The following is a 21,527-nucleotide window of genomic DNA, read 5'->3' on the forward strand; positions in this document are numbered from 1 at the left end:
ATACCAAATTATGTGGGTCTATACCTAAAACCCAATCTCGATAATCAAAGCGCATTTGATTGACTCGTGAACTGTCTTGCTCGCTAGCATATAGTGTTTTTTTTAGTGGTCAACTTCAACCTTTGAACTGCTCGATGCATAGTCGTAACACTGACTTCGACACCACTTTTGGCTGCAAAACCAGAGCATAATTCTTCAAGTATTGCATCTGGTTGCTCATCAACTAACTGCTCAATTACTGCCAAACTACTATTCCTGATTTTAGCGATCGCACCTCCTCCATGAGGCAAAGATGTCACCTGTCCCGTGTCTCGATAGCGACGAATTAACCTTTTAATGAAGGATACACTCACTTGAAAGCGTTCAGCCAATTGGCGTTGCGACCCTTGTTTGGATTCATAAGCATTTATCACACGTTGGCGTAAATCTGTTGAGTAGGGAGCCGGCATAACTATGAGTATTTTTGCTGCTCCTTCAGTTTACTAAATTTGGTGTCTATTCAATTGAAAAACGCTGTAAACCCAGCAACATCATTCGACGACGCTCTGATTGCAAGCTTGTATTAATTGACTTTGGCGCTGTCAAAGAAGTATCCACACCACAGTTAGATGATTCAGAGCCAACACCCTTTACCATTGGCATTGGTACAAAGGGATACGCACCAAGTGAACAATGCTTTGGGCGTCCGCAATACAACAGTGACATCTATGCAGTCGGCATGATTGCCATTAAAGCTTTGACTGGTATCCCACCCCATGAGCTAGATAGAGATATTTATGGGGAGGTGAAATGGAGTCATAAAGCTGTAGTCAGCAACTCTTTGGCTCAAATTCTTTCTCAAATGGTGCTAGATAATTGCAAACAGCGATATCAGTCTGCATTGCAAATATTAGCAGACATTGACCAATTAATCAATTCTCCAAACACCAACGTGATTTCAAAAGCTAACTCACCGATTGATACATTATCAAAAGACGATTTAGAAACTCCCACCACACCTTGGACAGGATCATTCTCAGAAACATCTGTATTAGACGACTTTAACCAGAGCAGGGGAGATGGAGGGATGGGGAGATAGGGAGCAGGAAAGCAGGGGAAAAATAAATCAATTTGCTTGTTTATTTATTCAAAATTCAAGGAAGAGGGTTGTATAGAATACAGGATGATTTACTACGGGCAGGTTTACCAATATCCTCGTTAATAGTATTGATTTGTCTTTTAAACGCACTCCTACTTACGCTTATCTTTCTCCTCATCTCCCCTGCTCCCCTGCTCCCCTGCTCCCCTGCTCCCCTGCTCCCCTGCTCAAAATCTCACCCCAGGAACTCTTCTCCAATAGTAGGATGAATGCCGATTGTATCATCTAAATCTTGCTTGGTAATGCCCTGACGAATTGCTACCCCAAGACTTTGAATGATATCAGCTGCGTGTTCACCCACCATATGAGCGCCTAAAACTTGCCCAGAATCATTATTTACTACTAATTTAATTGTGGCTTGCTCGTCGTATTCAGTCAGCTGATACAATAGTGGTCGAAAATGGTGGCAATAGCATTTTACAGCTTCACCAAATTTTTCTTTTGCTTGAGCCTCTGTCATACCTACACTAGCCGCTTCGGGGCGAGAAAAAACAGCAGTAGGCACATAGTCATAATTTATTTGTTGTGACTGATTGCCAAACAGTGTATTAGCTACAGCCACACCTTCTGCCTTAGCAACAGGAGTTAATTGGATTCCTTTGATGCAGTCACCTACAGCATAAATATTTTCTTGGGTGGTGCGGTTGTATGCATCCACTGTGATTGCACCTTGTTTGTCAAGTTCAACTTTGACTTTTTCTAAACCAAGATTCTTGGTATTAGGAGCATAACCTGTGGCAACCAGGATCGTGTCTGTGGCGATGATTTCCTGAAATTTGCCAGTAGTAGTCAAAAGTAAACCATCATCACAGAGTGTAATTTTTTGAGCAGTACTGTTGGTAAAAAACCGGATTCCCCGTTTGCTTAAACCTTCTTGCACACCAGAGCGGATGTCATCATCAAAACCTGATAAAATCATGGCATCATGCTCGATTACCGTAACATCGCATCCAAAAGCGTGCATCACGCTAGAAAATTCAGTGCCAATATAGCCACCACCAATAATTGCCAAACGTTTCGGCAGATAAGGTAAGTGAAACATCTGGCGGGATGTGATAGCGTATTCTATACCTCGAATGTCAGGCTTTGTCGGACGACCCCCTACAGCAATTACAATTTTGTCGGCTGTAACTTTACGTCCACCCAAATCTAGAGTGTGCGTATCGACAAAAGTCGCACGTTCCCGAATTAATTCAATTCCCGCTGTTTGCAACTGCTCAATATAGGAGTGGCTAATATGTTCTAGATGCTGATACACTGACTTCATAAACAGTGTCCAGTCAAAGTACCGTTGACAGTTGCTCCACCCATAATAGTGCGCCATTTGATTATCCTTGGCAAAGTCAGCGGCGTAAACAATCAGTTTTTTGGGAATGCAACCGCGATTTACACAAGTACCACCGATGGTTTCTTGTTCAGCAATAGCGACACGGACACCGTAGCTAGCTGCTTTTTTAGCTGCTGCTAATCCCCCAGGACCAGCACCAATGACAAACAGGTCGTAATCAAATGCCATAAAAATCTGTTCCTTTTCAACTGTTTGGAAAGCAGAGCTATTTGATCTTTTATAGTTATTTAGTCAACATTTGAGCTACTGTCTTTGGATGGACAAAACGGTATGGAAACGCTCTGATACGTAACAGATTGCCGCTTTACTAGCAATTATGTACAAAAGAAACAGCGATCGCAATGACTAATGCTCATGACAGAAGAATCAACTCCTGAGGGGATTGAAGAAATACTCATAAATCTTGCTGATACCAGTGCTATTCTAGCTCCATACTGGGAAGGAAGAAACTTAGCACCAGGTTTGGGCATTCCTCTGAATCGGGATTATACGCCAGAACAATGGGACTGGATTTTTGAGAGATTTATCAGCCTACTCAATAGTGAAGACTGGCAAATCAGACAACAGGCGATCGCGAGACTCAAAACAGCACTAGAAGCCGAAAGTAGGCAAAGCAACCGACAAGCAGAACGTTTACCAAATATTTTACAGGCGATCGCCGAGCAAGCAACTATCATACCAGATATCTTTGAGGAGTTCTGCGACGAATTCAGCTATTTTTGCGAAGATGAGGCTTATAGGCGTTTATTACTTCAGTGGCTAGAAGAACTGACCAGCAATGAACAGCGCCAGCTTCCCAGTGATGAAGCTATTGAAGCTGTTCAAATTTACTTCTATGGTTACGGTTGGACATGGACAGAAGCAGGAACAAAATTAATCACAGCTTTAGACCATCCTGACTTAACTATTAGAGCTAGTGCTGCTTACCAGATTGGTAAATTTTACACGAGAATACAGCAAAATAGCTGGGATGATCAGCAAGATTTGCAGATTAAGCAACAAATTGCTGAGGGAATACCAGCCATTGAAGAAATAATGGTATTAATTCGCCAAAAAGAATTAGAAAACCCTGGGGTTGCTGGGGCTTTTGGGTTTTCGTGCCCTAAAGATAACATTAATCTTGATTATGGAGCTTGGGTTTTAGACATTTTAGAAAATTCACCATCCCCAGAACCATATATTAAATATTTTCCCTGTCACCTTGGTTTTGATGCTCATGAACGGTTCAGTCGAGATGCAAATGCCATTCGTCGCCTGATACAAATTGGCAGAGTAGATATTGCCATCGCAGCAGCTACAGATGAAAACTATAAAATAGCAGCATTAGAACCTTTGTTAATAGAAATGGGTTACAAAGAAGAACCCGAAATTGCCAAGGCAGCAGCTTGGCATTTAGCTTACTATTACCATTACCTGCATTCTTATGGTGCAGAATTGGGTTATGTAGAATTGATTGCTGATTTGCCAGAAATTGACCTATTCTTGTTATTTAACGAACTGGAAGTAAGAACATCACCTTACGCAGCCATAATTTATGCCAAAGGTAAAGACCAACTTTTAAATCAAAAACTTGTCCAAAAATGGGTAGATAAAATATTTCCTGACTCAGTACGGGGAGAATCAAGAAATCATCAGTATTCAAGTAGTTTATGGTTTAGTAAAGGTTACATAAAATATCAAAGCTATGATGTAAATGAGCAGAACAAGCTTTGGAATAACGTCATCATTGGTTATCGTTCTGATACTCCTTGGAATCCCAAAGATCTTTTGTAAGTTGGCAATTATATTTCATAAAAAGTGGAGAAAATAACAATTTAATAATTTAAATACTAAAAGTTTGAGATTGAGGATTGATAATAATCACATTTGGTAAAGTAAAATAAGTGAGCAAAATTTTTACTTTTTGAAATTAAGTTCGATGAATTCCATCTTCCTGTACCATCCGTCGAACAAAATAAATTCATGACAACCAACCGAATTCAAACTTCCCTATTACCCATTTTTTCACCAGTAATTGCCATAGGATCTGCCTTAGCCGTTGGTGCAGTCCTCATCTTATTCGCTGGGGCAAATCCCATAGCAGCATATACCGCGTTGTTTCAAGAATCCCTTTCTACCTACTTCGGATTTGGCAACACCCTTACCAAAATGACACCGCTATTATTCACTAGTTTAGGAGTGTTAATAGCATTGCGTGCAGGTCAATTTAATATCGGTGGCGAGGGACAAATTTATTTGGGTGCTTTGGGAAGTACTTTAATAGGGTTATATTTGCAAGGATTACCAGCTTTAATCCACATTCCCTTAGCATTATTAGCAGGCTTTTTATTTGGTGCAATTTGGGGTTGGATTCCTGGTTATCTCAAAGCAATGCGGGGAGTAAATGAAGTAATCACTACTTTGTTATTGAATTATATAGCCGTGAATTTAGTTAGCTACTTGGTGCAAAATCCTCTCAAAGCACCGAGTGCGCCTAGTGCTTATTCACCATTAATTGCTAAATCTGCTCAGTTACCGATTATCTTACCCCAGAGTCTTGCCCATGCAGGAATTTTATTAGCGTTAATAGCAGCCGGAATATTGTGGGTATTGTTAGTGCGATCGCCTTTAGGATACCAAATCAATGCGGTGGGATTTAACTCTACTGCTGCCCGTTATGCTGGGATTTCTGTAGAACGTACCGTTATGTTAGTAATGACGTTAGCGGGTGGTTTAGCAGGGTTAGCAGGTGCATCTGAAGTAATGGGCTTGAAGTATCGGTTATTTGAACAAGTCTCACCTGGTTATGGATTTGATGCCATTGCGATCGCTTTTTTAAGCCGTGGTAGTGTTTTCGCTGTAGTGCTGACTTCTCTATTTTTCGCAGCCCTTCGCAGTGGTGCCAATGTCATGCAGCGCAGTGCTGGAGTACCCGTAACTGTGGTTTACGCCATTCAAGGATTGACTGTGCTATTCATTGCCGTTGCTTTGGCTTTGGAATATCGGATCAAGGGTAAAGTTTAGGGACTGGGGACTGGGTACTGGGTACAGGGGACTGGGGATTAGGGAAGAGTTTCCCAATTACCAATTACCAATTACCCATTCCCAATTCACATTAATTAAAATTGCTGCAAAAACCGCAAATCACTGGCATACAATCGGCGAATATCGTCGATTTGGTGTAATACCATTGCAAAGCGTTCTACACCAAAACCAGCAGCAAATCCAGTATAAACTTCTGGGTCATAACCTACAGCTTTGAGTACATTGGGATCGACCATACCGCACCCCATAACTTCTAGCCAGCGACCATTCCATTGCAAATCCACTTCTGCGGATGGTTCTGTGAAGGGGAAATAACTGGCGCGGAAGCGAATTGGCAACTCGCCAAACATTTCTTGTAAAAACACCTTAATAGTGCCTTTGAGGTCTGTAAACGTCAGCCCCTCATCAATTGCTAAAAGTTCTATTTGATGGAAAACAGCGGAGTGAGTGGCATCTACATTATCTCGCCGATAAACTCGCCCTGGCGCCACAACTCGGATGGGTGGTTCCTCCTTTTCCATGTAACGAATTTGTACTGATGAGGTATGAGTCCGTAGCAAATTGCCATCTGGCAGGTAGAAAGTATCCTGCATATCACGGGCGGGGTGATCAGGCGGGGTATTAAGAGCCTCAAAATTATAATAGTCGGTTTCCATCTCTGGGCCTTGAGCTACGGTGTAGCCCATACCGACAAAGATATCCAGCGCCCGGTCAATAATACCGTTCAGGGGATGAATGCGACCTTGAGGGCGGTAAATTCCCGGCATTGTCACATCCAAAGTTTCGGATTCTAACTGTAGTTGAATTTGTGCTGCTTCTAGGGCGAGACGTTGCTGGTCTAAACTAGTTTGCAGGGACTCCTTGACTGTATTCGCGATCGCCCCAATTTTTGGGCGTTCCTCCGCACTCATCTGCCCCATACTTCGCAACAGTGCCCCTAGTTGCCCCTTCTTACCCAGATAGCTAACTCGGAGTTCTTCTAGACGTTCTAGGGTATCAGCGGCGGCGATCGCTTTTTCTCCTTCTTGCCGCAGTGCTAAAAGTTGAGCCTCTAAATTGTTAGTCATTAGTTATTAGTCAATAGTCATTAGTTATTGGTCATTAGTCCAATGTTTTGGACAACCCGACAAATAATCTTAGTAGTATGGCATTAGTGAAGTACCCCTAGTGACGCTTCGCAACACTTAGGGCTTCCTGACCTCACCCACTACTGCGGGTGATACCCAATCTTTCAACTGGCTGTTCAGGCGTAGATTTTCCTTCTTCCAAGGGTATTTTTGATTCAGAGAATAGCATCAGGTTCAAGGTAGCATTAATATCTCTGTCCCAAAAACTTTTGCATTCTGGACACTCCGATTCACGAATAGCAAGTGTTAAATCTTGTTTTAGGTGTTCTTGAAGGCTAGGGTAGGGTAGGATAAAAGCTGAAATTACTCTACCTACTTTTGAATAGGAGCCTGAGTAGTAAAAAACTTTATCTTTTTGTCCATCAGGGGTCAAATACATACGAAAATTTTTATGAACCATCCATTATCCTAACCTAGGGCAAGCCGCCCAGAAGGCATCTACAAACTTGAGAATTTTTTGGTCAAAACCACACCTCTTTTTACCAGTTTATAGGCAATTGAACATGCGAGTATGTTTTTTGTTCTTAGCTGGTGACACTAGACATTGACAATTAGCCTGTGACTGTTGACCCCTTGGGGGTGACGCTACAAGCGTCAAAGATCGCTGTTGAGATCGCCAGTCACTCAGGGGGGACTCGGGTCTCCACGAAGTGGGGATTGGGGGAAAACTCCCTTTGAAGCACGCTGGCTCACTCTGGACTGTTGACTATTGACTATTTGCACATGAAATTACTCATTAGCAATGATGATGGTATTTCTGCCCTAGGTATTCGTACTTTAGCTAACTGCTTGGCAGAAGCAGGTCATGATGTAACTGTAGTTTGCCCAGATCGCGAACGCTCTGCAACTGGACATGGACTAACCCTCCATCAGCCGATTCGTGCTGAAATTGTCGAGTCACTTTTTCATCCCACAGTTAATGCTTGGGCTTGTGATGGCACACCCTCAGATTGTGTGAAATTGGCGCTGTGGGCTTTGCTAAAATCGCCTCCTGACTTAGTTCTTTCTGGCATTAATCATGGTGCAAATTTAGGAACTGAAATACTTTATTCTGGTACTGTTTCTGCTGCTATGGAAGGACTCATCGAAGGCATTCCCAGCATAGCCCTGAGTCTTACCAGTCATACATCAAAGGACTTTCAACCTGCTGCTCAGTTTGCCAAAATCTTAGTAGAGCAACTGGCTGTAAAACCTCTACCCGATTTAATGTTGCTCAACGTTAATGTTCCAGCTGTCAAGTGGGAAGAAATTACTGGTGTTACCCTCACCCGTCAGGGAGTGCGCCGCTATGTTGATGTTTTTGACAAGCGCGTAGATCCGCGTGGTAAAACATATTACTGGTTAACTGGAGAAGTGCTAGAAGACGTGGAACCACCAGAAGGCTTAAATTTACCACATAATGTGCCTATCGATGTAGATGTCATCCGTAAAAACTACATTAGCATCACGCCGTTGCAATACAATCTTACTTATGGTAACGGACTGGAAAAATTATCTAATTGGGAATTTCATTTTTCTTAAATTACTTGACAGTGATTCTCAAATGAATCAAACATACAGAACAGGGGAATTGGGCATTGGGCATTGGGCATTGGGCATTGGGCATTGGGCATTGGGCATGGTAGTTAAGAATAGAAGTTACTTCTCCCTCATCTCCTCTGCTCCCCTGCTCTCTAATCTACTGGTAAGCCGCAAAACATAGTTAAATGTATTACAACAGGAAAATTTAGGCTATAAAGACTATAAAGTAGAAATACTCCCAATATTAGCGATACAAGTATGCTCGTAAAATATGAGGTTATTGGCTCGTAGTAGATTAACTACGTTTATACAATTGAGCCACATAGGGTATGCTGTTTTACCAATAAATACAGATTCCACCAAATGTGGTAGTACAGCATAGACTTAACAAAGCAAGTAAAATTTTGTTGTCGATCGCCCGCTCAGTCCAGCAAGCAACACCCATGTCCAGGATCAAGAATCAATTTACCGTACAATTTTGGGGCGTTCGCGGAAGCATCCCCAGTCCAGGACCACACACCGTTCGTTATGGTGGTAATACCCCTTGCGTTGAGATGCAAGTGGGCGATAAACGCTTAATTTTCGATGGTGGTACCGGACTGCATGTCTTGGGGCAATCTTTATTGCACCAGATGCCGATAGAAGCTCATCTATTTTTTACCCACTCTCACTGGGATCACATGCAGGGTTTTCCCTTCTTTGTGCCAGGGTTTGTCAAAGGAAATCATTTTCATATTTATGGCGCGATCGCTCCTGATGGTTCCACCATAGAACAGCGACTCAATGACCAGATGCTACACCCCAATTTTCCTGTACCCTTGCAGATCATGCAGGCAAATTTGCATTTTTACAACATTGAACCAGGGCAACCAATACAAATCAATGACATTACCATAGAGACGGCATCTCTCAACCATCCGGGTGAAGCTATAGGATATCGAGTCAATTGGCTTGGTGGTGCTGCTGCTTACATTACGGATACAGAACATTTTGCCGATAGGGTGGATGAAAATGTCTTATGGCTATCTCGCAACGCCGACATCCTCATCTATGATTCTACCTATACTGATGAGGAATACCATTCACCAAAATCTCCCAAAATTGGCTGGGGACATTCTACATGGCAAGAAGCTGTGAAACTTGCTAAAGCAGCTAATGTCAAAACTCTGGTAATTTATCATCACGATCCCGCTCACAATGATGACTTTTTGGATTCTGTAGGAGAACAAGCAGCTCTTCAATTTCCTGGTGCAATTATGGCACGGGAAGGAATGGTGCTTCAAGTTCCTACCTCAGTTCCCTTATCAGAATCTTTTCCTGTCAGCAAGTTTTCTGTGTAAAGGTTGCGAAGGAAGCGATTATCAATTTTAGATTAGATTGGTGATCGAGAGCTGTTAGCGAGAGAGCGTACCTCACAGTTACGCCGCAATAACAGAAGGAAACGCTGTATGGGTATAGAGAGATGGGAAGCAAAGGAGCGGGGGAGCAGGGGAGCAGGGGAGATGAGGGAGATGAGGGAGATGAGGGAGAAATAACTTTCTAATTCCCAATGCCCCATTCTCAATGCCCCATGCCCCATGACGCCACTTGCTTCAAGTCGGCAAAGCCGCCCAACGCAGTGGCTCCCCAATGCCCAATACCCCATTCCCAATTCCTCAAAGCGGCTGACGTAAGGTAGCTTGTAGCTGATGGCTAAATAAACCTAAAATCCCAGAATCCACGTGCTAAATTTGTCTCAAAATGGATGTTCTGTGTGGGTTGCTTCTTCGACTCAATTGGCTTTAACACCAACTGCTGTGGCTCTTGGCAAGTTTGATGGTGTGCATCTTGGCCATCACAGAGTCATTCAACCAGTTTTACACGCTGGTGGTCAGTTGTCGCAAGGAGGAGCGCAAGGCTTTGCGCCCGTACAACAGTTAAACGAAAACCAACAACTGACTACTGAGCAAGGACGACTGACAAATCAAGAACATACATACTCGACAGTTGTCACTTTTCATCCCCATCCACAGGAGTTTTTTACAGGGCAACCCCGTGCTTTATTAACACCCCTGGATGAAAAAGTGGAAAAATTGCGATCGCTTGGAGTAGAACAACTAGTACTACTGCCCTTCGACAAAGAATTATCTGCTTTGTCTCCTGAAGAGTTCGTAGAAAAGATTTTAGTGCAACAACTGCAATGTCGGCGAATTAGCGTTGGGCAAGATTTTTGTTTTGGCAAACAACGCCGTGGTACTGCTAGGGATTTGCAACTACTCGCTGCCAAGTACGATATCCCTGTCACCATTGTTCCCTTACAAACTTATACAGACACTGCCCCCACCGAGGAGATTCCCATTAGCACTTCACTGATCCGCCACTCGCTAGAAAGTGGTGACATCAAAAATGCTAACCTCCTCCTAGGACGCCCCTACACCCTGATTGGTATTGTGGTTCAAGGTCAGCAACTAGGCAGAACCATTGGCTTTCCTACCGCCAACCTGCAATTACCAAACGACAAGTTTATACCTCGCCAAGGTGTTTATGCTGTGCGCGTTGAGATTTTGAGCGAGACACCAGATATTACTGTGACTCAAAACTTGGGTGTGATGAACATAGGCAATCGTCCCACAGTAAATGGTACTGGATCATCTGTGGAAGTACACCTGTTCGATTGGTCTGGTGATTTGTATGGACAAAAATTGGCTGTGCAGCTAGTTGAATTTTTGCGACCTGAACAGAAATTTCCTTCACTAGAAGACCTAAAAACACAAATTCAACTTGACTGTACCGTTGCTAGAAAAATTCTCAGTGCTGAGTGCTGAGTGCTGAGTGCTGAGTGGGAACACTGTAGATAAGGGACTGGGGAGCAGGGGAGCAGAGGAGCAGGGGAAGATGAGGGAGATAGCCCCCAATGCCCCATTCCCAATGCCCCATTCCCCATTCCCCATTCCCCATTCCCCACATTGCATGAGAGAAAAAATTGAGGCTCTGACACAAAATCTTGCTCGTACCATCGTTGGTAAAACTGATGCTATACGTTTAGTGCTAGTGGCGTTGCTAGGTGGTGGCCATGCCTTACTCGAAGATGTCCCAGGAGTCGGCAAAACTCTCCTCGCTAAATCCCTAGCTCGTTCACTTGATGGTAAGTTTCAACGGTTACAATGTACCCCCGATTTATTGCCAACTGATATCACTGGTACTAACATTTGGAACCCCAAAAGCGGCGAATTTACTTTTCTGCCTGGGCCAGTATTTGCCAATGTGCTACTAGCTGACGAAATCAACCGCGCTACACCCCGCACTCAGTCGGCTTTGCTGGAAGTTATGGAAGAACATCAAGTTACAGTTGATGGTGTCTCTCGTGCAGTTCCCCAACCTTTCTTTGTAATTGCTACCCAAAACCCCATCGAGTACCAAGGCACTTTTCCCTTACCGGAAGCGCAGATGGATCGGTTTATGTTGTCGTTGAGTTTAGGCTATCCTTCTGCTACAGAAGAACTGGAAATGCTGCAAAATCTCCAGCATGGTGTGAATGTTGCTGATTTGCAACCTTGTATTACCTTGGCAGAAGTACAAGAATTGCGTAACCTCTGTTTCAAGGTACGAGTGGATACTTCTTTACAGCAATACATATTGGAATTAGTACGAGCAACCAGGCAGGATGAAGAAATAACTTTAGGTGTTAGTCCTCGCGGTACTATAGCACTACAACGGGCTACCCAAGCCTTAGCTTTTATATCAGGGCGTGATTACGCAATTCCTGATGACGTGAAATTTCTTGTACCTCATGTTCTTTGCCATCGCCTCATTCCTAGAGGAGGACGTAGTGCCAGAACTGTTGTTGAGCGATTATTGCGATCGCTTGCCATTCCTTAAAATCAGCTTTATCCTGCCAGAATTTGCGCATGTTAGGATCACCAACAAAATGAGGTGGATAAAAGATGAAAGCGATTGAAGTTACTGGCAGGATTGACGCTCAAGGAAATCTAATTTTAGATGAGCCGATTCAGGGAATAAGTTATCCTCATCCGGTTCGGGTGATTGTGTTGGTTCCAGAACAGGCAGAAACACAAGAGTATGACCCTGATGATACACCCGTTGAGGAAATTAAAGCCAGTTTGAAGAGAGCTTTGCAGCAAGCAAAAGCCGGGCAACGCCTACCACTATCGCAAATGTGGGATGGAATTGATGCCGAATGAACAGCCATCGATATTAATCGATTTAACTCCTGAATATAAACAAAATTTGCGTGACCTTTTAAAGAGATACCGCAATATTCGCTCTGATGTTCAACCGATTATTGAGCAGTTACAACAAGGCAACTTTGTAGGAGATAGAATTGGCAGTCTTGGTGAAGAGTATGTTGTATATAAAGTGAAGGTTCGCAATAGCAATATCCAAAAAGGTAAAAGCGCTGGATACCGATTAATTTATCAATTGGAATCACCTACAAGTATTTTGCTACTAACAATTTACTCTAAGTCAGACCGAGAAGATATTAGCGCACATTAAATCCAGGGTATTGTAACTAATTTTTATGATGAGGACGGTTAAAAATATTAGAAGATTATTCCTTTGGTAAACATTGAGAAACCAATGTAAATTTTACAAAATTGCACACCCGTAATTAAAAAATACTAAAACCGCTCCCTGCAATCTAAAAGACTTACGCAAAACTTGAAACACCAGCAAGCCTGTGTAAGTCTTATTATTAGTTACAATTGCCACATTGCAACTGGGAATGTGAGGAATGTCAAATTTTGTGAAGCGGAAATTTCGCGATCGCCAACTCAAACGCCGTCCTTTAGGATTAATGTTAGTAATTTTAGTTTGGAGTCTAGCTATGGGCTGGCTTCTGGCCTTGGCAACCAGCGCCCACAGTGCTACTCCTACCCCTGAAATTGGCACAGTTGACGTAGTACCTGCACAATACCAGCTAGGGCAAGAATTATATTTGGAAAACTGCTCTACTTGTCACATTGCTCTACCACCAGCTGTGCTACCCAGGGAAACTTGGAAAAATCTGCTTGAAGACTCACAACATTATGGGGCACAACTCAAGCCTTTAATCGATCCGCCCCGTATTCTCGTGTGGAGGTATCTTTCCACCTTCTCCCGCACCCAGTCACCAAACGAAGAAACCCCATATCGCGTAAATAACTCCCGTTACTTCAAAGCTTTGCACCCCAAAGTCGAGTTACCACGCCCGACACAAATTGGCAGTTGTGTCAGTTGTCATCCCAGCGCTAGTGATTACAACTTCCGCCGCCTTAGCCAGGAATGGGAGAAGTAGGAAGATGAGGGGGATGAGGGAGAATTATTGTTGTATGGCCGTGGTGACATAGGTTAGGACAATGTTGATTGCTCAAAGTCTTCTTGAATCACCTGGGTTTCTACTCAGCAACGCGCTTGTGCTACCCTGCGGGTTCCGCGTTAGCGGTACAAGTCGGCGAAGCGCGATAGCACACTGCCTCCACCCTGCGGGTTCGCCGTTAGGCGTTCTCGTTCGCGTAGCGTCTCCGAAGGAGAAGAGTAGCCGCACCAAGCGTCTACAGCACGAGCGCACTTTGCTATAACTTTCTCATCTCCCCCTGCTCCCATGCTCTAAAAGCCCCCCTGCTCTTAAAGGGTGGGCGATCGCTAAAACCTATGGTCGGCGTTCTCTGCCTCAGTGGAGGGCAAAATGATACTATTAAAAGAGTCTCAAATTTAAACTGTGAAATAAAACCAATCATTTAGTAAACTGATTTGATCGGCTTTTTGCTGTTTTATACCCATCCATAATTAAAATGGCTGGGTTGGTTCAAATTCTTATAATCAATATCAAACCTTTAGTTCCCATCCCCTCCATTTAGTGCCATAACCTGCCATGCTAAAAATCTTGTTGGGCGATCCCAACGCTCGTAAGCTTAAAAAATATCAACCTGACATTACCGACATTAACCTCTTAGAGGAAGACATTAAAGCGCTTTCTGATGAAGATTTAAAAGGCAAAACAGCAGAATTTAAACAGCGGCTTGCCAAAGGCGAAACCCTGGATGATATTCTGCCGGAAGCCTTTGCTGTGGTAAGAGAAGCAGGACGGCGAGTCTTAGGATTGCGGCATTTTGATGTCCAATTGTTAGGCGGTGTAATTCTGCATTCTGGGCAAATTGCGGAAATGAAAACTGGGGAAGGTAAAACCCTGGTTGCTACATTACCAAGTTATTTAAATGCCCTGACTGGCAAAGGCGTACACGTAGTCACAGTCAACGATTACCTGGCTCGTCGGGACGCGGAATGGATGGGACAGGTACATCGGTTCTTGGGGTTGAGTGTGGGGCTGATTCAAGCTAGCATGACTCCCACTGAACGCCAGAAAAACTATGAGTGTGATATTACTTATGTCACCAACAGTGAGGTAGGCTTTGACTACCTGCGGGATAACATGGCAACATCAATGGCTGATGTGGTACAACGCCCGTTTAACTATTGCGTAATTGACGAAGTAGACTCGATTTTAATTGATGAAGCACGGACACCGCTAATTATTTCCGGGCAAGTAGAAAGACCTACAGAAAAATATTTGCAAGCGGCGGAAATCTCACTGACGCTGAAAAAAGATGAGCATTACGAAGTAGATGAAAAAGCTCGTAACGTACTGTTGACAGATGAAGGTTTTGCAGAAGCCGAAAGTCTTTTAAACGTCACAGATTTATTTAACCCAGAAGATCCTTGGGCACACTTCGTTTTCAATGCCATTAAAGCTAAAGAATTGTTCCTCAAGGATGTTAACTACATCGTCCGCAACGGGGAAGTGGTAATTGTAGATGAATTTACTGGGCGAGTATTGCCAGGAAGACGTTGGAGTGATGGCTTGCACCAAGCAATTGAAGCCAAAGAACGCGTAGAAATTCAACCAGAAACTCAAACTCTAGCGACAATTACTTATCAAAATTTGTTCTTGCTGTATCCGAAATTGGGCGGGATGACGGGAACAGCAAAAACAGAAGAACCAGAGTTTGAAAAAATTTACAAACTGGAAGTTGCTGTAATTCCTACCAACAGACCGAGAAACCGCCAAGACTTGTCTGATATGGTGTTTAAGACCGAAGCAGGCAAGTGGGGGGCGATCGCTAAAGAATGTGCTGAAATGCACCAGTTAGGCAGACCAGTACTAGTAGGAACCACTAGTGTAGAAAAATCTGAACTTCTCAGTCGGCTGCTGAAGCAAATGTCAATACCCCATGAATTGCTCAATGCTAGACCGGAAAACGTGGAACGGGAAGCGGAAATTGTCGCTCAGGCGGGACGGCGGGGTGCTGTCACCATTGCGACCAACATGGCAGGACGAGGTACAGACATCATCCTCGGTGGTAACTCTGAATACATGGCGCGTCTGAAGCTGCGGGAATACTTTATGCCGCGCATTGTCATGCCAGAAGATGAAGATGTATTTGGCGTGCAAAGAGCTGCGGGACTGCCCACAGGACACGGTGGCGGACACGGCTTTGTTCCTGGTAAAAAAGTCAAAACCTGGAAAGCTTCACCAGAAATCTTCCCCACTAAACTTTCCAAAGAAACGGAACAGTTATTGAAAGAAGCTGTAGACTCTGCTGTACGGGAGTATGGTGAGCGCAGTTTACCAGAATTGGAAGCAGAAGACAAGGTAGCTGTAGCAGCAGAAAAAGCTCCCACCGATGACCCCGTGATTCAGCAATTGCGGGAAGCTTACAAGCGAATTAAACACGAGTACGAAGAATTTACTAGCCGCGAACACGACGAGGTTGTACAGTTAGGCGGTTTGCACGTAATTGGTACAGAACGCCACGAATCACGGCGTATTGACAACCAGTTGCGGGGACGTGCAGGACGACAAGGCGACCCTGGTTCTACGAGATTCTTCCTCAGTTTAGAGGATAACTTATTGCGGATTTTCGGTGGCGATCGCGTGGCTGGATTGATGAATGCTTTCCAAGTGGAGGAAGATATGCCCATCGAGTCGGGAATGCTTACCCGCAGTTTGGAAGGCGCACAGAAAAAAGTTGAAACCTACTACTACGACATCCGTAAACAGGTGTTTGAGTACGACGAGGTGATGAACAACCAACGTCGCGCAATTTACGCTGAACGTCGCCGTGTGTTGGAAGGTCAAGACTTGAAAGAACAAGTGATTAAGTACGCTGAAAAAACGATGGATGACATCGTTGATTATTACATCAACCCAGATTTACCCTCGGAAGAGTGGGAATTAGAAAAGTTGGTGGAAAAGGTTAAAGAATTTGTTTACTTGTTAGCAGACTTGCAGTCTAGTCAGTTAGAGGATATGGCTGTCACGGAGATTAAAGCCTTCCTCCACGAACAGGTGCGAATTGCTTATGACCTCAAAGAAGCGCAAATTGACCAAATTCAACCCGGACTGATGCGCCAAGCTGAACGTTTCTTTATCTTGCAGCGAATTGATACTCTGTGGCGGGAACATTTGCAACAAATGGATGCTTTGCGCGAGTCTGTTGGTTTGCGTGGTTATGGTCAAAAAGACCCGCTGATTGAGTATAAGAGTGAGGGATATGAGTTGTTCTTGGATATGATGACTAATATCCGTCGCGATGTGGTGTATTCGTTGTTCATGTTCCAGCCTCAGCCTCAGCCGGTGGTGCAAACATCATCTGAAGTGGTGTAAAAAGTTAGAGGGAATATTTCACGCAACAGACGCAGAGGCGCAGAGAGTGCTTTCTGCGTCTTTGTTTTATGGTGAGATGAGTACTTTTAAGAAGGAATGAACTACTACAGTATGTTCTTTGAGCATTTTGAAATGAGGAACATAAAGACAACAAAACTTGAAGAAAAAAGGAACCAACTTTTATTTACCACTATGAAATGTGCAAAACTTGAAGAATATCATCAAGCAGCTTAAAATTTTAGACTAAACTAAATTTTTTGATGCCTAACAAAGGTTATCTGTGAAGAATTAATATTTTTCTGGAGTATTTGTGGAAATATTCACTCTAGATACATCTTGTGTCCTAAATCTGCTTAATACCCATGAATTGGTAGACCAAGAACTTGTTATACTTTTACGATTTGGCTTCAATGATGCTGTGAAGTTAGTAGTAACAGAGCAACTGTCAACAGAGGTTATAGGAAATGCAGGTAACCAAAGACCAGAAATAGCTCAACGCATAGGCTTTCTTCCGGTTCACAGTGTTTCTTCACAAAGATGTGCTGAACGTGATTCACTGGCTCAAGACTTATTTCAAAAATTTTGGCCAAACGCAAACCCTAGTTCTCGTAATGGAGAACATAGCTATCGTGATTGTTTGCATCTGGCTTCCCACAAACTATGCGGTGGCAATGTCTTTGTAACCCGTGATGAAACACTGCATAAAAAAGTGACAACTCATGGCGCTAGTTTTGGAATCACTGCATTGTCTCCCAAAGAAGCTGTTGCTCGAATTCAAAAAGAATTGCCGCTTTTAACTGGAATAGAGGCATCATCGCCTGTGATTAGACTTTCTCAACCTGATGATAAAGACACGCTCAAAAATTTATTACAACCACTCAAAGATTCTTATTTAGACTTTGACAAATGGTTGAATAAAACGTTAAATGATTCAAATGCTTCTATCAGCATAGCATCAATCGAAAATCAACCTATCAGTGCAGTAGCTATTTGGAAGAAAAAAGATAAAATAACTGCTAAACTTTCTTTATTTTACATAGCACCTGAAAGCCGAAAAACAGGTTTAGGTCAGCATTTATTGTTTTACTGCATCAGAGAGTGGATTAGAAATCGTTTTGAAAAAATTATTGTTACATTGTCAGAACAAAATGCAGAGCTTATAACATTTTTTACTAAATATGGTTTTCGTATAGAAGGAATTTCTCAACGTAGATATCAGCGTGCTGATGGAAATAATTCGGCGGAACTTGTTCTCGCTAAACATTGCTTTTATCGACGTATCACCGAAGTAAATATTAATCAGTTTACAGATGAGTTAGTTAATACAGTTTTTTTGATTCCCCAAAAAGAACAGATTATACATCATAAAAATTGGTTTATCCCTCCTCAAAACTCAAATATACAAACTCAACTTTATAACAATAGACTAATTCTAAATGTAAATAATCAAGAGATTAATAATTTTGCTATTTCTGATTTAGAAGTTTTGTTTTATCCAGTCCGGTTTGCTTTTAATAATCGGCAAGCTTACCTTGTCCCAATTAAGCCGAAGTGGGCTAATCAAATGATACAAATAAATAATACGCAAAATATTCTACAGAACAAATCAACTATTAATGTTTATGACAGACTTTTTCTCCGTACAGATAATGTTTATTACTGCCATCCCTGGTGTATCTATGAAGATGTTGTCGGTGCGCCAATATTGTTTTACATCTCAAGTCCACAGAGTATAATTGGCGGAATAGGTTATATTCTTGAACGACGTATTGCCCTACCTGAAGAGCTTTTTCTACAATTTGGAGGTATTGGTGTATACCAAATATCAGATATTCAGAATCATATCAAACGTCGAGGGTCTGGCGCAGGATGTGCAATGGCTTTAAGATTTGGCTGGTGGGTACCATTTCCAAACCCAATTCATCATTCCAGGTTCAGCCAATTTGGTATTAATGGTGTTCCTCAACATATGCAGAGTATTAGCTATCAGCAATACGAAAATATTATGAAAGAGGGTGGACTGGAATGGTGAATGATTGTGTTTTTTACCAATAATTTGGTTAGGACAACAAAAACAATATTATAAAATTAGTTAAACTGGAAATAGTTTTAATTGGTTACTTAGCCGTCCTGCTTGCATTAATTCATTCCTTCCTTCTCCTAGCACATTAATCCATTCTTTATGAATATACCAATCTTCTCGCCAATTAATGGTTGCTTGTGGGGGTGTAAAACCAGAACATACTTGATAGATTTCATTGAGTGATAACTCAGGAAAGGTAAAAGTCCGATAGATTAAAGTACCATATGCAAGTTCACAGTTAGCAAAATAGCTATCGTAAAAATCTTTTTCTACTCCCATCATATAATGATACTTTTCCCACATTTGTGAAACAGGTAAAGATATAGTTTTATCTGCTATGAAGCCTCCTCTGATAACAGAATCAGGAGCAGTTTCGTATAAAAGAATAAGATCACCTAACTCCATACCTATTCGACGCTTTCGCAACTCAATAGTTTTGATACCAGCCATAATACGTTCAGCATAGATTCGCTTGATACTTAGAGCTTTGATGTGTTTAAATTGCATAAAAACCTCTTAAATAAGCTATTCTACTGTAAAGATTTAGAGAAATATTTCCTAAGTGGCTGAAAATAAACATAAGTATGGTGTCTGAGGTAAAAATACCCTAAGCTCTTACCAATGAAAAATGACAAATAATGAACCTCATCAGTTAACTTGAATTGTGCCGACCTACTTAATGTATGCATTGTCTGACAATGAATTGTGAACAAACCCACTAGAGTATTTTATAGGCGATCGCTCCCTTTAAGATACCCCTCATAGTACAGTTACAATAATGAGCAAGACAGAGTTGGGGAAAGCGCACTATGCCGAAAATCACCCTAGAAGTATCAGAGGAACTATCTCAACAATTAGCACAATTAGGCCATCGCTTACCTGAATTGCTGGCTTTGAGTCTGCAACAACCAGCAGTACCAGCACAAGTTTACCGATACATCCTTGACTTTCTTGCTAGTAATCCAACTCCTGAACAAATTGCTGATTTTAAACCTACACCAGAAATGCAAGCACGGCTACGTACCTTGTTAGCACGTAGCAAAGCAGGCGAACTAGCACCCAGTGAGTTAAAAGAACTGGATGAATATGAGCGCATTGAACACCTAATGGTGATGATTAAAGCAGGTAACTTAGTAGCTGTTGAGGCATGAAAAAGCTGTTATTTCTCTGTAGTCAAAATAGATTACGAAGTCCTACGGCTGAGGCTGTATTTTCTGAGTATGAAGGATTGGAAACTGATTCAGCAGGTTTAGATCACTATGCTGAAGTTCCAGTATCAACAGAAGCACTTTTATGGGCTGATATTATTTTTGTGATGGAAAAATCACATAAACAAAAGCTCTCACAAAATTTTCAGCCATTTCTGAAAAATAAAAGAGTTATCTGTTTAGACATACCAGATGAGTTTGAGTATATGGAACCATCTTTAATTGAGTTATTAAAAAATAAGGTTTTGCCTTTATTAGGAAGTTATTAATTGAAGTAAATCAAATATAGCAGTTTACAGTTGAGTGTAATAAATCAATAAACTTGTATTTCATCCAAATTTAACTGCTATATTTGGTATGAAGCTAAACGCAGAATTATACCAATTTGAAAAATGATTGCGACAGATTGATTCGTAAAACCTAGATGCACAAGGCGATTCACAATCCAAAATCCGCTCATCCAAAATGGTATCACTTACCAGAACAGTAACCGTTAATTTCCTTGACGATAGCACTTTCCTGATTAGTAGTGTTTTTCAAGGTTGCTAAAAAGCCAGTAGCAGCTTTTAAATTCTTTTTATCCAAAGCACCTGCTGTATCACGCAAAGCCTTACTACTATCCTGATAAAGTTTCAGAAAGCGTCCCTGAAAGCCTTGGAGTTTTTCATCTTTAACTTCGACTGCTTTCATGTCATTGGCGATTTTATCTATCTTAGTAGCAGCTTCAGTTAAGGATTTTGAACCTTTTTCAGACTTAGAATTTGTGCTAATTTCCTGACCTATGGTAGCTGCTTGATTGGCAACGTTGATGATTTTGTTACATTGAGTAACTTTACTTTCACCACAACCCGTAAATAGGATTGCGATCGCAGCTGTTGCTGAAAGTATAGCAGTTTGTTTAAACGCGCGTTGCATATGTTCTCTCCATATATTCTGGGAAAAATGGGCTGACTTTCTTTTTGCCCTGCTAATTTATACTCTATTAATTCCAAAATGCGTATGTAATTTTACTAAGATAAACAAATTTTCAATAGCATAGTGAGGTTAAGCTTTTTAGTCTGCTTGAGAATACAGGGTGATCGCTCTAATACTCACTCTAGATGGGTAGCAGTATGTTCAAAATTAGTATAAAAAATAACTAAAATTTAGGTTAATTTCTTTTGACTTCTAGCGGTTAAGCTGCTGATAGTCTACATATCTTGACAATGCTTTATTGCCAAATATCAGCATATATGTTAACAGTAAAGGATAGAAATTTTACTGAAAATTAAAAATTTTCAGTAATTAAATATCACAGTACAAGGTTATTACTTCTTGAATAGGTTCATAGGCAACAACTAAGCTTAACCTTCACCGATGTATCACCTGGAACGAAGTAAAAAAAGCATCAGCGAACCCTGTAAAAATCTTTCATAACAAACTAGCAAATGCATG

General features: G+C 41.9%; 21 protein-coding genes. 14 read left to right on the plus strand and 7 right to left on the minus strand.

From position 1 onward, the window contains the following. Positions 1-83 precede the first annotated feature (83 nt). Positions 84-449: a helix-turn-helix domain-containing protein gene (locus I8748_RS17575; protein ID WP_198125864.1), complete on the minus strand. Its 366-nt coding sequence runs from the start codon at positions 447-449 to the stop codon at positions 84-86. 14 nt (positions 450-463) lie between these two features. Between I8748_RS17575 and I8748_RS17580 the strand changes: the two genes are divergently transcribed. Next, positions 464-1,078, plus strand: a complete 615-nt coding sequence (locus I8748_RS17580) for a protein kinase domain-containing protein (RefSeq protein WP_198125865.1) — start codon at positions 464-466, stop codon at positions 1,076-1,078. Positions 1,079-1,313: 235 nt separating this feature from the next. Here I8748_RS17580 and gorA read toward each other — a convergent pair whose 3' ends face one another. Continuing rightward, the gene (gene gorA / locus I8748_RS17585) at positions 1,314-2,654 is read right to left on the minus strand and encodes a glutathione-disulfide reductase (RefSeq protein ID WP_198125866.1); all 1,341 of its coding nucleotides are present in this window, start codon (positions 2,652-2,654) and stop codon (positions 1,314-1,316) included. Between the two features lie 186 nt (positions 2,655-2,840). On the opposite strand from gorA, the gene I8748_RS17590 reads away from it, so the two are divergent. Together I8748_RS17590 and I8748_RS17595 are read left to right on the plus strand one after the other, a co-directional pair. Beyond that, positions 2,841-4,259, plus strand: a complete 1,419-nt coding sequence (locus I8748_RS17590) for a hypothetical protein (protein ID WP_198125867.1) — start codon at positions 2,841-2,843, stop codon at positions 4,257-4,259. Between the two features lie 189 nt (positions 4,260-4,448). Next, positions 4,449-5,489: an ABC transporter permease gene (locus I8748_RS17595; RefSeq protein WP_198125868.1), complete on the plus strand. Its 1,041-nt coding sequence runs from the start codon at positions 4,449-4,451 to the stop codon at positions 5,487-5,489. Between the two features lie 95 nt (positions 5,490-5,584). Here I8748_RS17595 and pheS read toward each other — a convergent pair whose 3' ends face one another. Both pheS and I8748_RS17605 read right to left on the minus strand, forming a co-directional pair. Then, positions 5,585-6,577 (minus strand): phenylalanine--tRNA ligase subunit alpha, encoded by a 993-nt coding sequence (pheS, locus tag I8748_RS17600; protein ID WP_198125869.1) that lies wholly within the window; start codon positions 6,575-6,577, stop codon positions 5,585-5,587. Between the two features lie 133 nt (positions 6,578-6,710). After that, complete coding sequence (locus tag I8748_RS17605) at positions 6,711-7,037, minus strand: hypothetical protein (RefSeq protein WP_198125870.1); 327 nt, start codon at positions 7,035-7,037, stop codon at positions 6,711-6,713. A gap of 323 nt (positions 7,038-7,360) precedes the next feature. Between I8748_RS17605 and surE the strand changes: the two genes are divergently transcribed. The 7 genes from surE to I8748_RS17640 all read left to right on the plus strand — a co-directional run bounded on the left by surE (position 7,361) and on the right by I8748_RS17640 (position 13,433). Beyond that, positions 7,361-8,158 carry a 5'/3'-nucleotidase SurE gene (surE, locus tag I8748_RS17610; RefSeq protein ID WP_198125871.1) on the plus strand — a complete coding sequence of 266 codons (798 nt, stop codon included), beginning with the start codon at positions 7,361-7,363 and terminating at the stop codon, positions 8,156-8,158. 443 nt (positions 8,159-8,601) lie between these two features. Then, a complete protein-coding gene (locus tag I8748_RS17615; RefSeq protein ID WP_198125872.1) occupies positions 8,602-9,498 on the plus strand; it encodes an MBL fold metallo-hydrolase in 897 nt (298 codons plus the stop codon). 381 nt (positions 9,499-9,879) lie between these two features. Next, positions 9,880-10,962, plus strand: coding sequence for a bifunctional riboflavin kinase/FAD synthetase (locus I8748_RS17620; RefSeq protein ID WP_198125873.1), 1,083 nt, complete (start codon positions 9,880-9,882; stop codon positions 10,960-10,962). A 145-nt stretch (positions 10,963-11,107) separates the two neighbouring features. Then, positions 11,108-12,016 carry an AAA family ATPase gene (locus I8748_RS17625; RefSeq protein WP_198125874.1) on the plus strand — a complete coding sequence of 303 codons (909 nt, stop codon included), beginning with the start codon at positions 11,108-11,110 and terminating at the stop codon, positions 12,014-12,016. Between the two features lie 65 nt (positions 12,017-12,081). Further along, positions 12,082-12,339: a type II toxin-antitoxin system RelN family antitoxin gene (locus I8748_RS17630; RefSeq protein WP_198125875.1), complete on the plus strand. Its 258-nt coding sequence runs from the start codon at positions 12,082-12,084 to the stop codon at positions 12,337-12,339. After that, positions 12,329-12,652, plus strand: a complete 324-nt coding sequence (locus I8748_RS17635) for a type II toxin-antitoxin system RelE family toxin (protein WP_198125876.1) — start codon at positions 12,329-12,331, stop codon at positions 12,650-12,652. Before I8748_RS17630 ends, I8748_RS17635 begins: the two co-directional genes overlap by 11 nt. Positions 12,653-12,890: 238 nt before the next feature. After that, entirely contained in the window at positions 12,891-13,433 is a 543-nt protein-coding gene (locus I8748_RS17640; RefSeq protein ID WP_198125877.1) for a cytochrome C, read from the plus strand. 140 nt (positions 13,434-13,573) lie between these two features. Here I8748_RS17640 and I8748_RS17645 read toward each other — a convergent pair whose 3' ends face one another. After that, complete coding sequence (locus tag I8748_RS17645) at positions 13,574-13,741, minus strand: hypothetical protein (protein ID WP_198125878.1); 168 nt, start codon at positions 13,739-13,741, stop codon at positions 13,574-13,576. A 268-nt stretch (positions 13,742-14,009) separates the two neighbouring features. Here I8748_RS17645 and secA point away from each other — a divergent pair, with 268 nt between their 5' ends. Both secA and I8748_RS17655 read left to right on the plus strand, forming a co-directional pair. Continuing rightward, positions 14,010-16,802: a preprotein translocase subunit SecA gene (gene secA / locus I8748_RS17650; RefSeq protein ID WP_198125879.1), complete on the plus strand. Its 2,793-nt coding sequence runs from the start codon at positions 14,010-14,012 to the stop codon at positions 16,800-16,802. 367 nt (positions 16,803-17,169) lie between these two features. Continuing rightward, the gene (locus tag I8748_RS17655; protein ID WP_214662624.1) at positions 17,170-18,834 is read left to right on the plus strand and encodes a GNAT family N-acetyltransferase; all 1,665 of its coding nucleotides are present in this window, start codon (positions 17,170-17,172) and stop codon (positions 18,832-18,834) included. 60 nt (positions 18,835-18,894) lie between these two features. On the opposite strand, the gene I8748_RS17660 is transcribed toward I8748_RS17655, so the two are convergent. Continuing rightward, complete coding sequence (locus I8748_RS17660; protein WP_198125881.1) at positions 18,895-19,392, minus strand: ASCH domain-containing protein; 498 nt, start codon at positions 19,390-19,392, stop codon at positions 18,895-18,897. 302 nt (positions 19,393-19,694) lie between these two features. Here I8748_RS17660 and I8748_RS17665 point away from each other — a divergent pair, with 302 nt between their 5' ends. Next, positions 19,695-20,036 carry a hypothetical protein gene (locus I8748_RS17665; protein ID WP_198125882.1) on the plus strand — a complete coding sequence of 114 codons (342 nt, stop codon included), beginning with the start codon at positions 19,695-19,697 and terminating at the stop codon, positions 20,034-20,036. Continuing rightward, positions 20,033-20,362: a low molecular weight protein tyrosine phosphatase family protein gene (locus I8748_RS17670; protein WP_198125883.1), complete on the plus strand. Its 330-nt coding sequence runs from the start codon at positions 20,033-20,035 to the stop codon at positions 20,360-20,362. The genes I8748_RS17665 and I8748_RS17670 overlap by 4 nt, the downstream gene beginning before the upstream one ends. Positions 20,363-20,564: 202 nt before the next feature. On the opposite strand, the gene I8748_RS17675 is transcribed toward I8748_RS17670, so the two are convergent. After that, positions 20,565-21,008 carry a hypothetical protein gene (locus I8748_RS17675; protein WP_198125884.1) on the minus strand — a complete coding sequence of 148 codons (444 nt, stop codon included), beginning with the start codon at positions 21,006-21,008 and terminating at the stop codon, positions 20,565-20,567. Positions 21,009-21,527 lie beyond the last annotated feature (519 nt).

The organism is Amazonocrinis nigriterrae CENA67 (assembly GCF_016056305.1).
GTDB lineage: Bacteria > Cyanobacteriota > Cyanobacteriia > Cyanobacteriales > Nostocaceae > Amazonocrinis > Amazonocrinis nigriterrae.

Coding starts and splice junctions, on each gene's coding strand:
- I8748_RS17575 (WP_198125864.1), bottom strand. CDS start 449: ATGCCGGCTCCCTACTCAACAGATTTACGCCAACGTGTGATAAATGCT.
- gorA (WP_198125866.1), bottom strand. CDS start 2,654: ATGGCATTTGATTACGACCTGTTTGTCATTGGTGCTGGTCCTGGGGGA.
- I8748_RS17590 (WP_198125867.1), top strand. CDS start 2,841: ATGACAGAAGAATCAACTCCTGAGGGGATTGAAGAAATACTCATAAAT.
- I8748_RS17595 (WP_198125868.1), top strand. CDS start 4,449: ATGACAACCAACCGAATTCAAACTTCCCTATTACCCATTTTTTCACCA.
- pheS (WP_198125869.1), bottom strand. CDS start 6,577: ATGACTAACAATTTAGAGGCTCAACTTTTAGCACTGCGGCAAGAAGGA.
- I8748_RS17605 (WP_198125870.1), bottom strand. CDS start 7,037: ATGGTTCATAAAAATTTTCGTATGTATTTGACCCCTGATGGACAAAAA.
- surE (WP_198125871.1), top strand. CDS start 7,361: ATGAAATTACTCATTAGCAATGATGATGGTATTTCTGCCCTAGGTATT.
- I8748_RS17615 (WP_198125872.1), top strand. CDS start 8,602: ATGTCCAGGATCAAGAATCAATTTACCGTACAATTTTGGGGCGTTCGC.
- I8748_RS17625 (WP_198125874.1), top strand. CDS start 11,108: ATGAGAGAAAAAATTGAGGCTCTGACACAAAATCTTGCTCGTACCATC.
- I8748_RS17630 (WP_198125875.1), top strand. CDS start 12,082: ATGAAAGCGATTGAAGTTACTGGCAGGATTGACGCTCAAGGAAATCTA.
- I8748_RS17635 (WP_198125876.1), top strand. CDS start 12,329: ATGCCGAATGAACAGCCATCGATATTAATCGATTTAACTCCTGAATAT.
- I8748_RS17640 (WP_198125877.1), top strand. CDS start 12,891: ATGTCAAATTTTGTGAAGCGGAAATTTCGCGATCGCCAACTCAAACGC.
- I8748_RS17645 (WP_198125878.1), bottom strand. CDS start 13,741: ATGGGAGCAGGGGGAGATGAGAAAGTTATAGCAAAGTGCGCTCGTGCT.
- secA (WP_198125879.1), top strand. CDS start 14,010: ATGCTAAAAATCTTGTTGGGCGATCCCAACGCTCGTAAGCTTAAAAAA.
- I8748_RS17660 (WP_198125881.1), bottom strand. CDS start 19,392: ATGCAATTTAAACACATCAAAGCTCTAAGTATCAAGCGAATCTATGCT.
- I8748_RS17665 (WP_198125882.1), top strand. CDS start 19,695: ATGCCGAAAATCACCCTAGAAGTATCAGAGGAACTATCTCAACAATTA.
- I8748_RS17670 (WP_198125883.1), top strand. CDS start 20,033: ATGAAAAAGCTGTTATTTCTCTGTAGTCAAAATAGATTACGAAGTCCT.
- I8748_RS17675 (WP_198125884.1), bottom strand. CDS start 21,008: ATGCAACGCGCGTTTAAACAAACTGCTATACTTTCAGCAACAGCTGCG.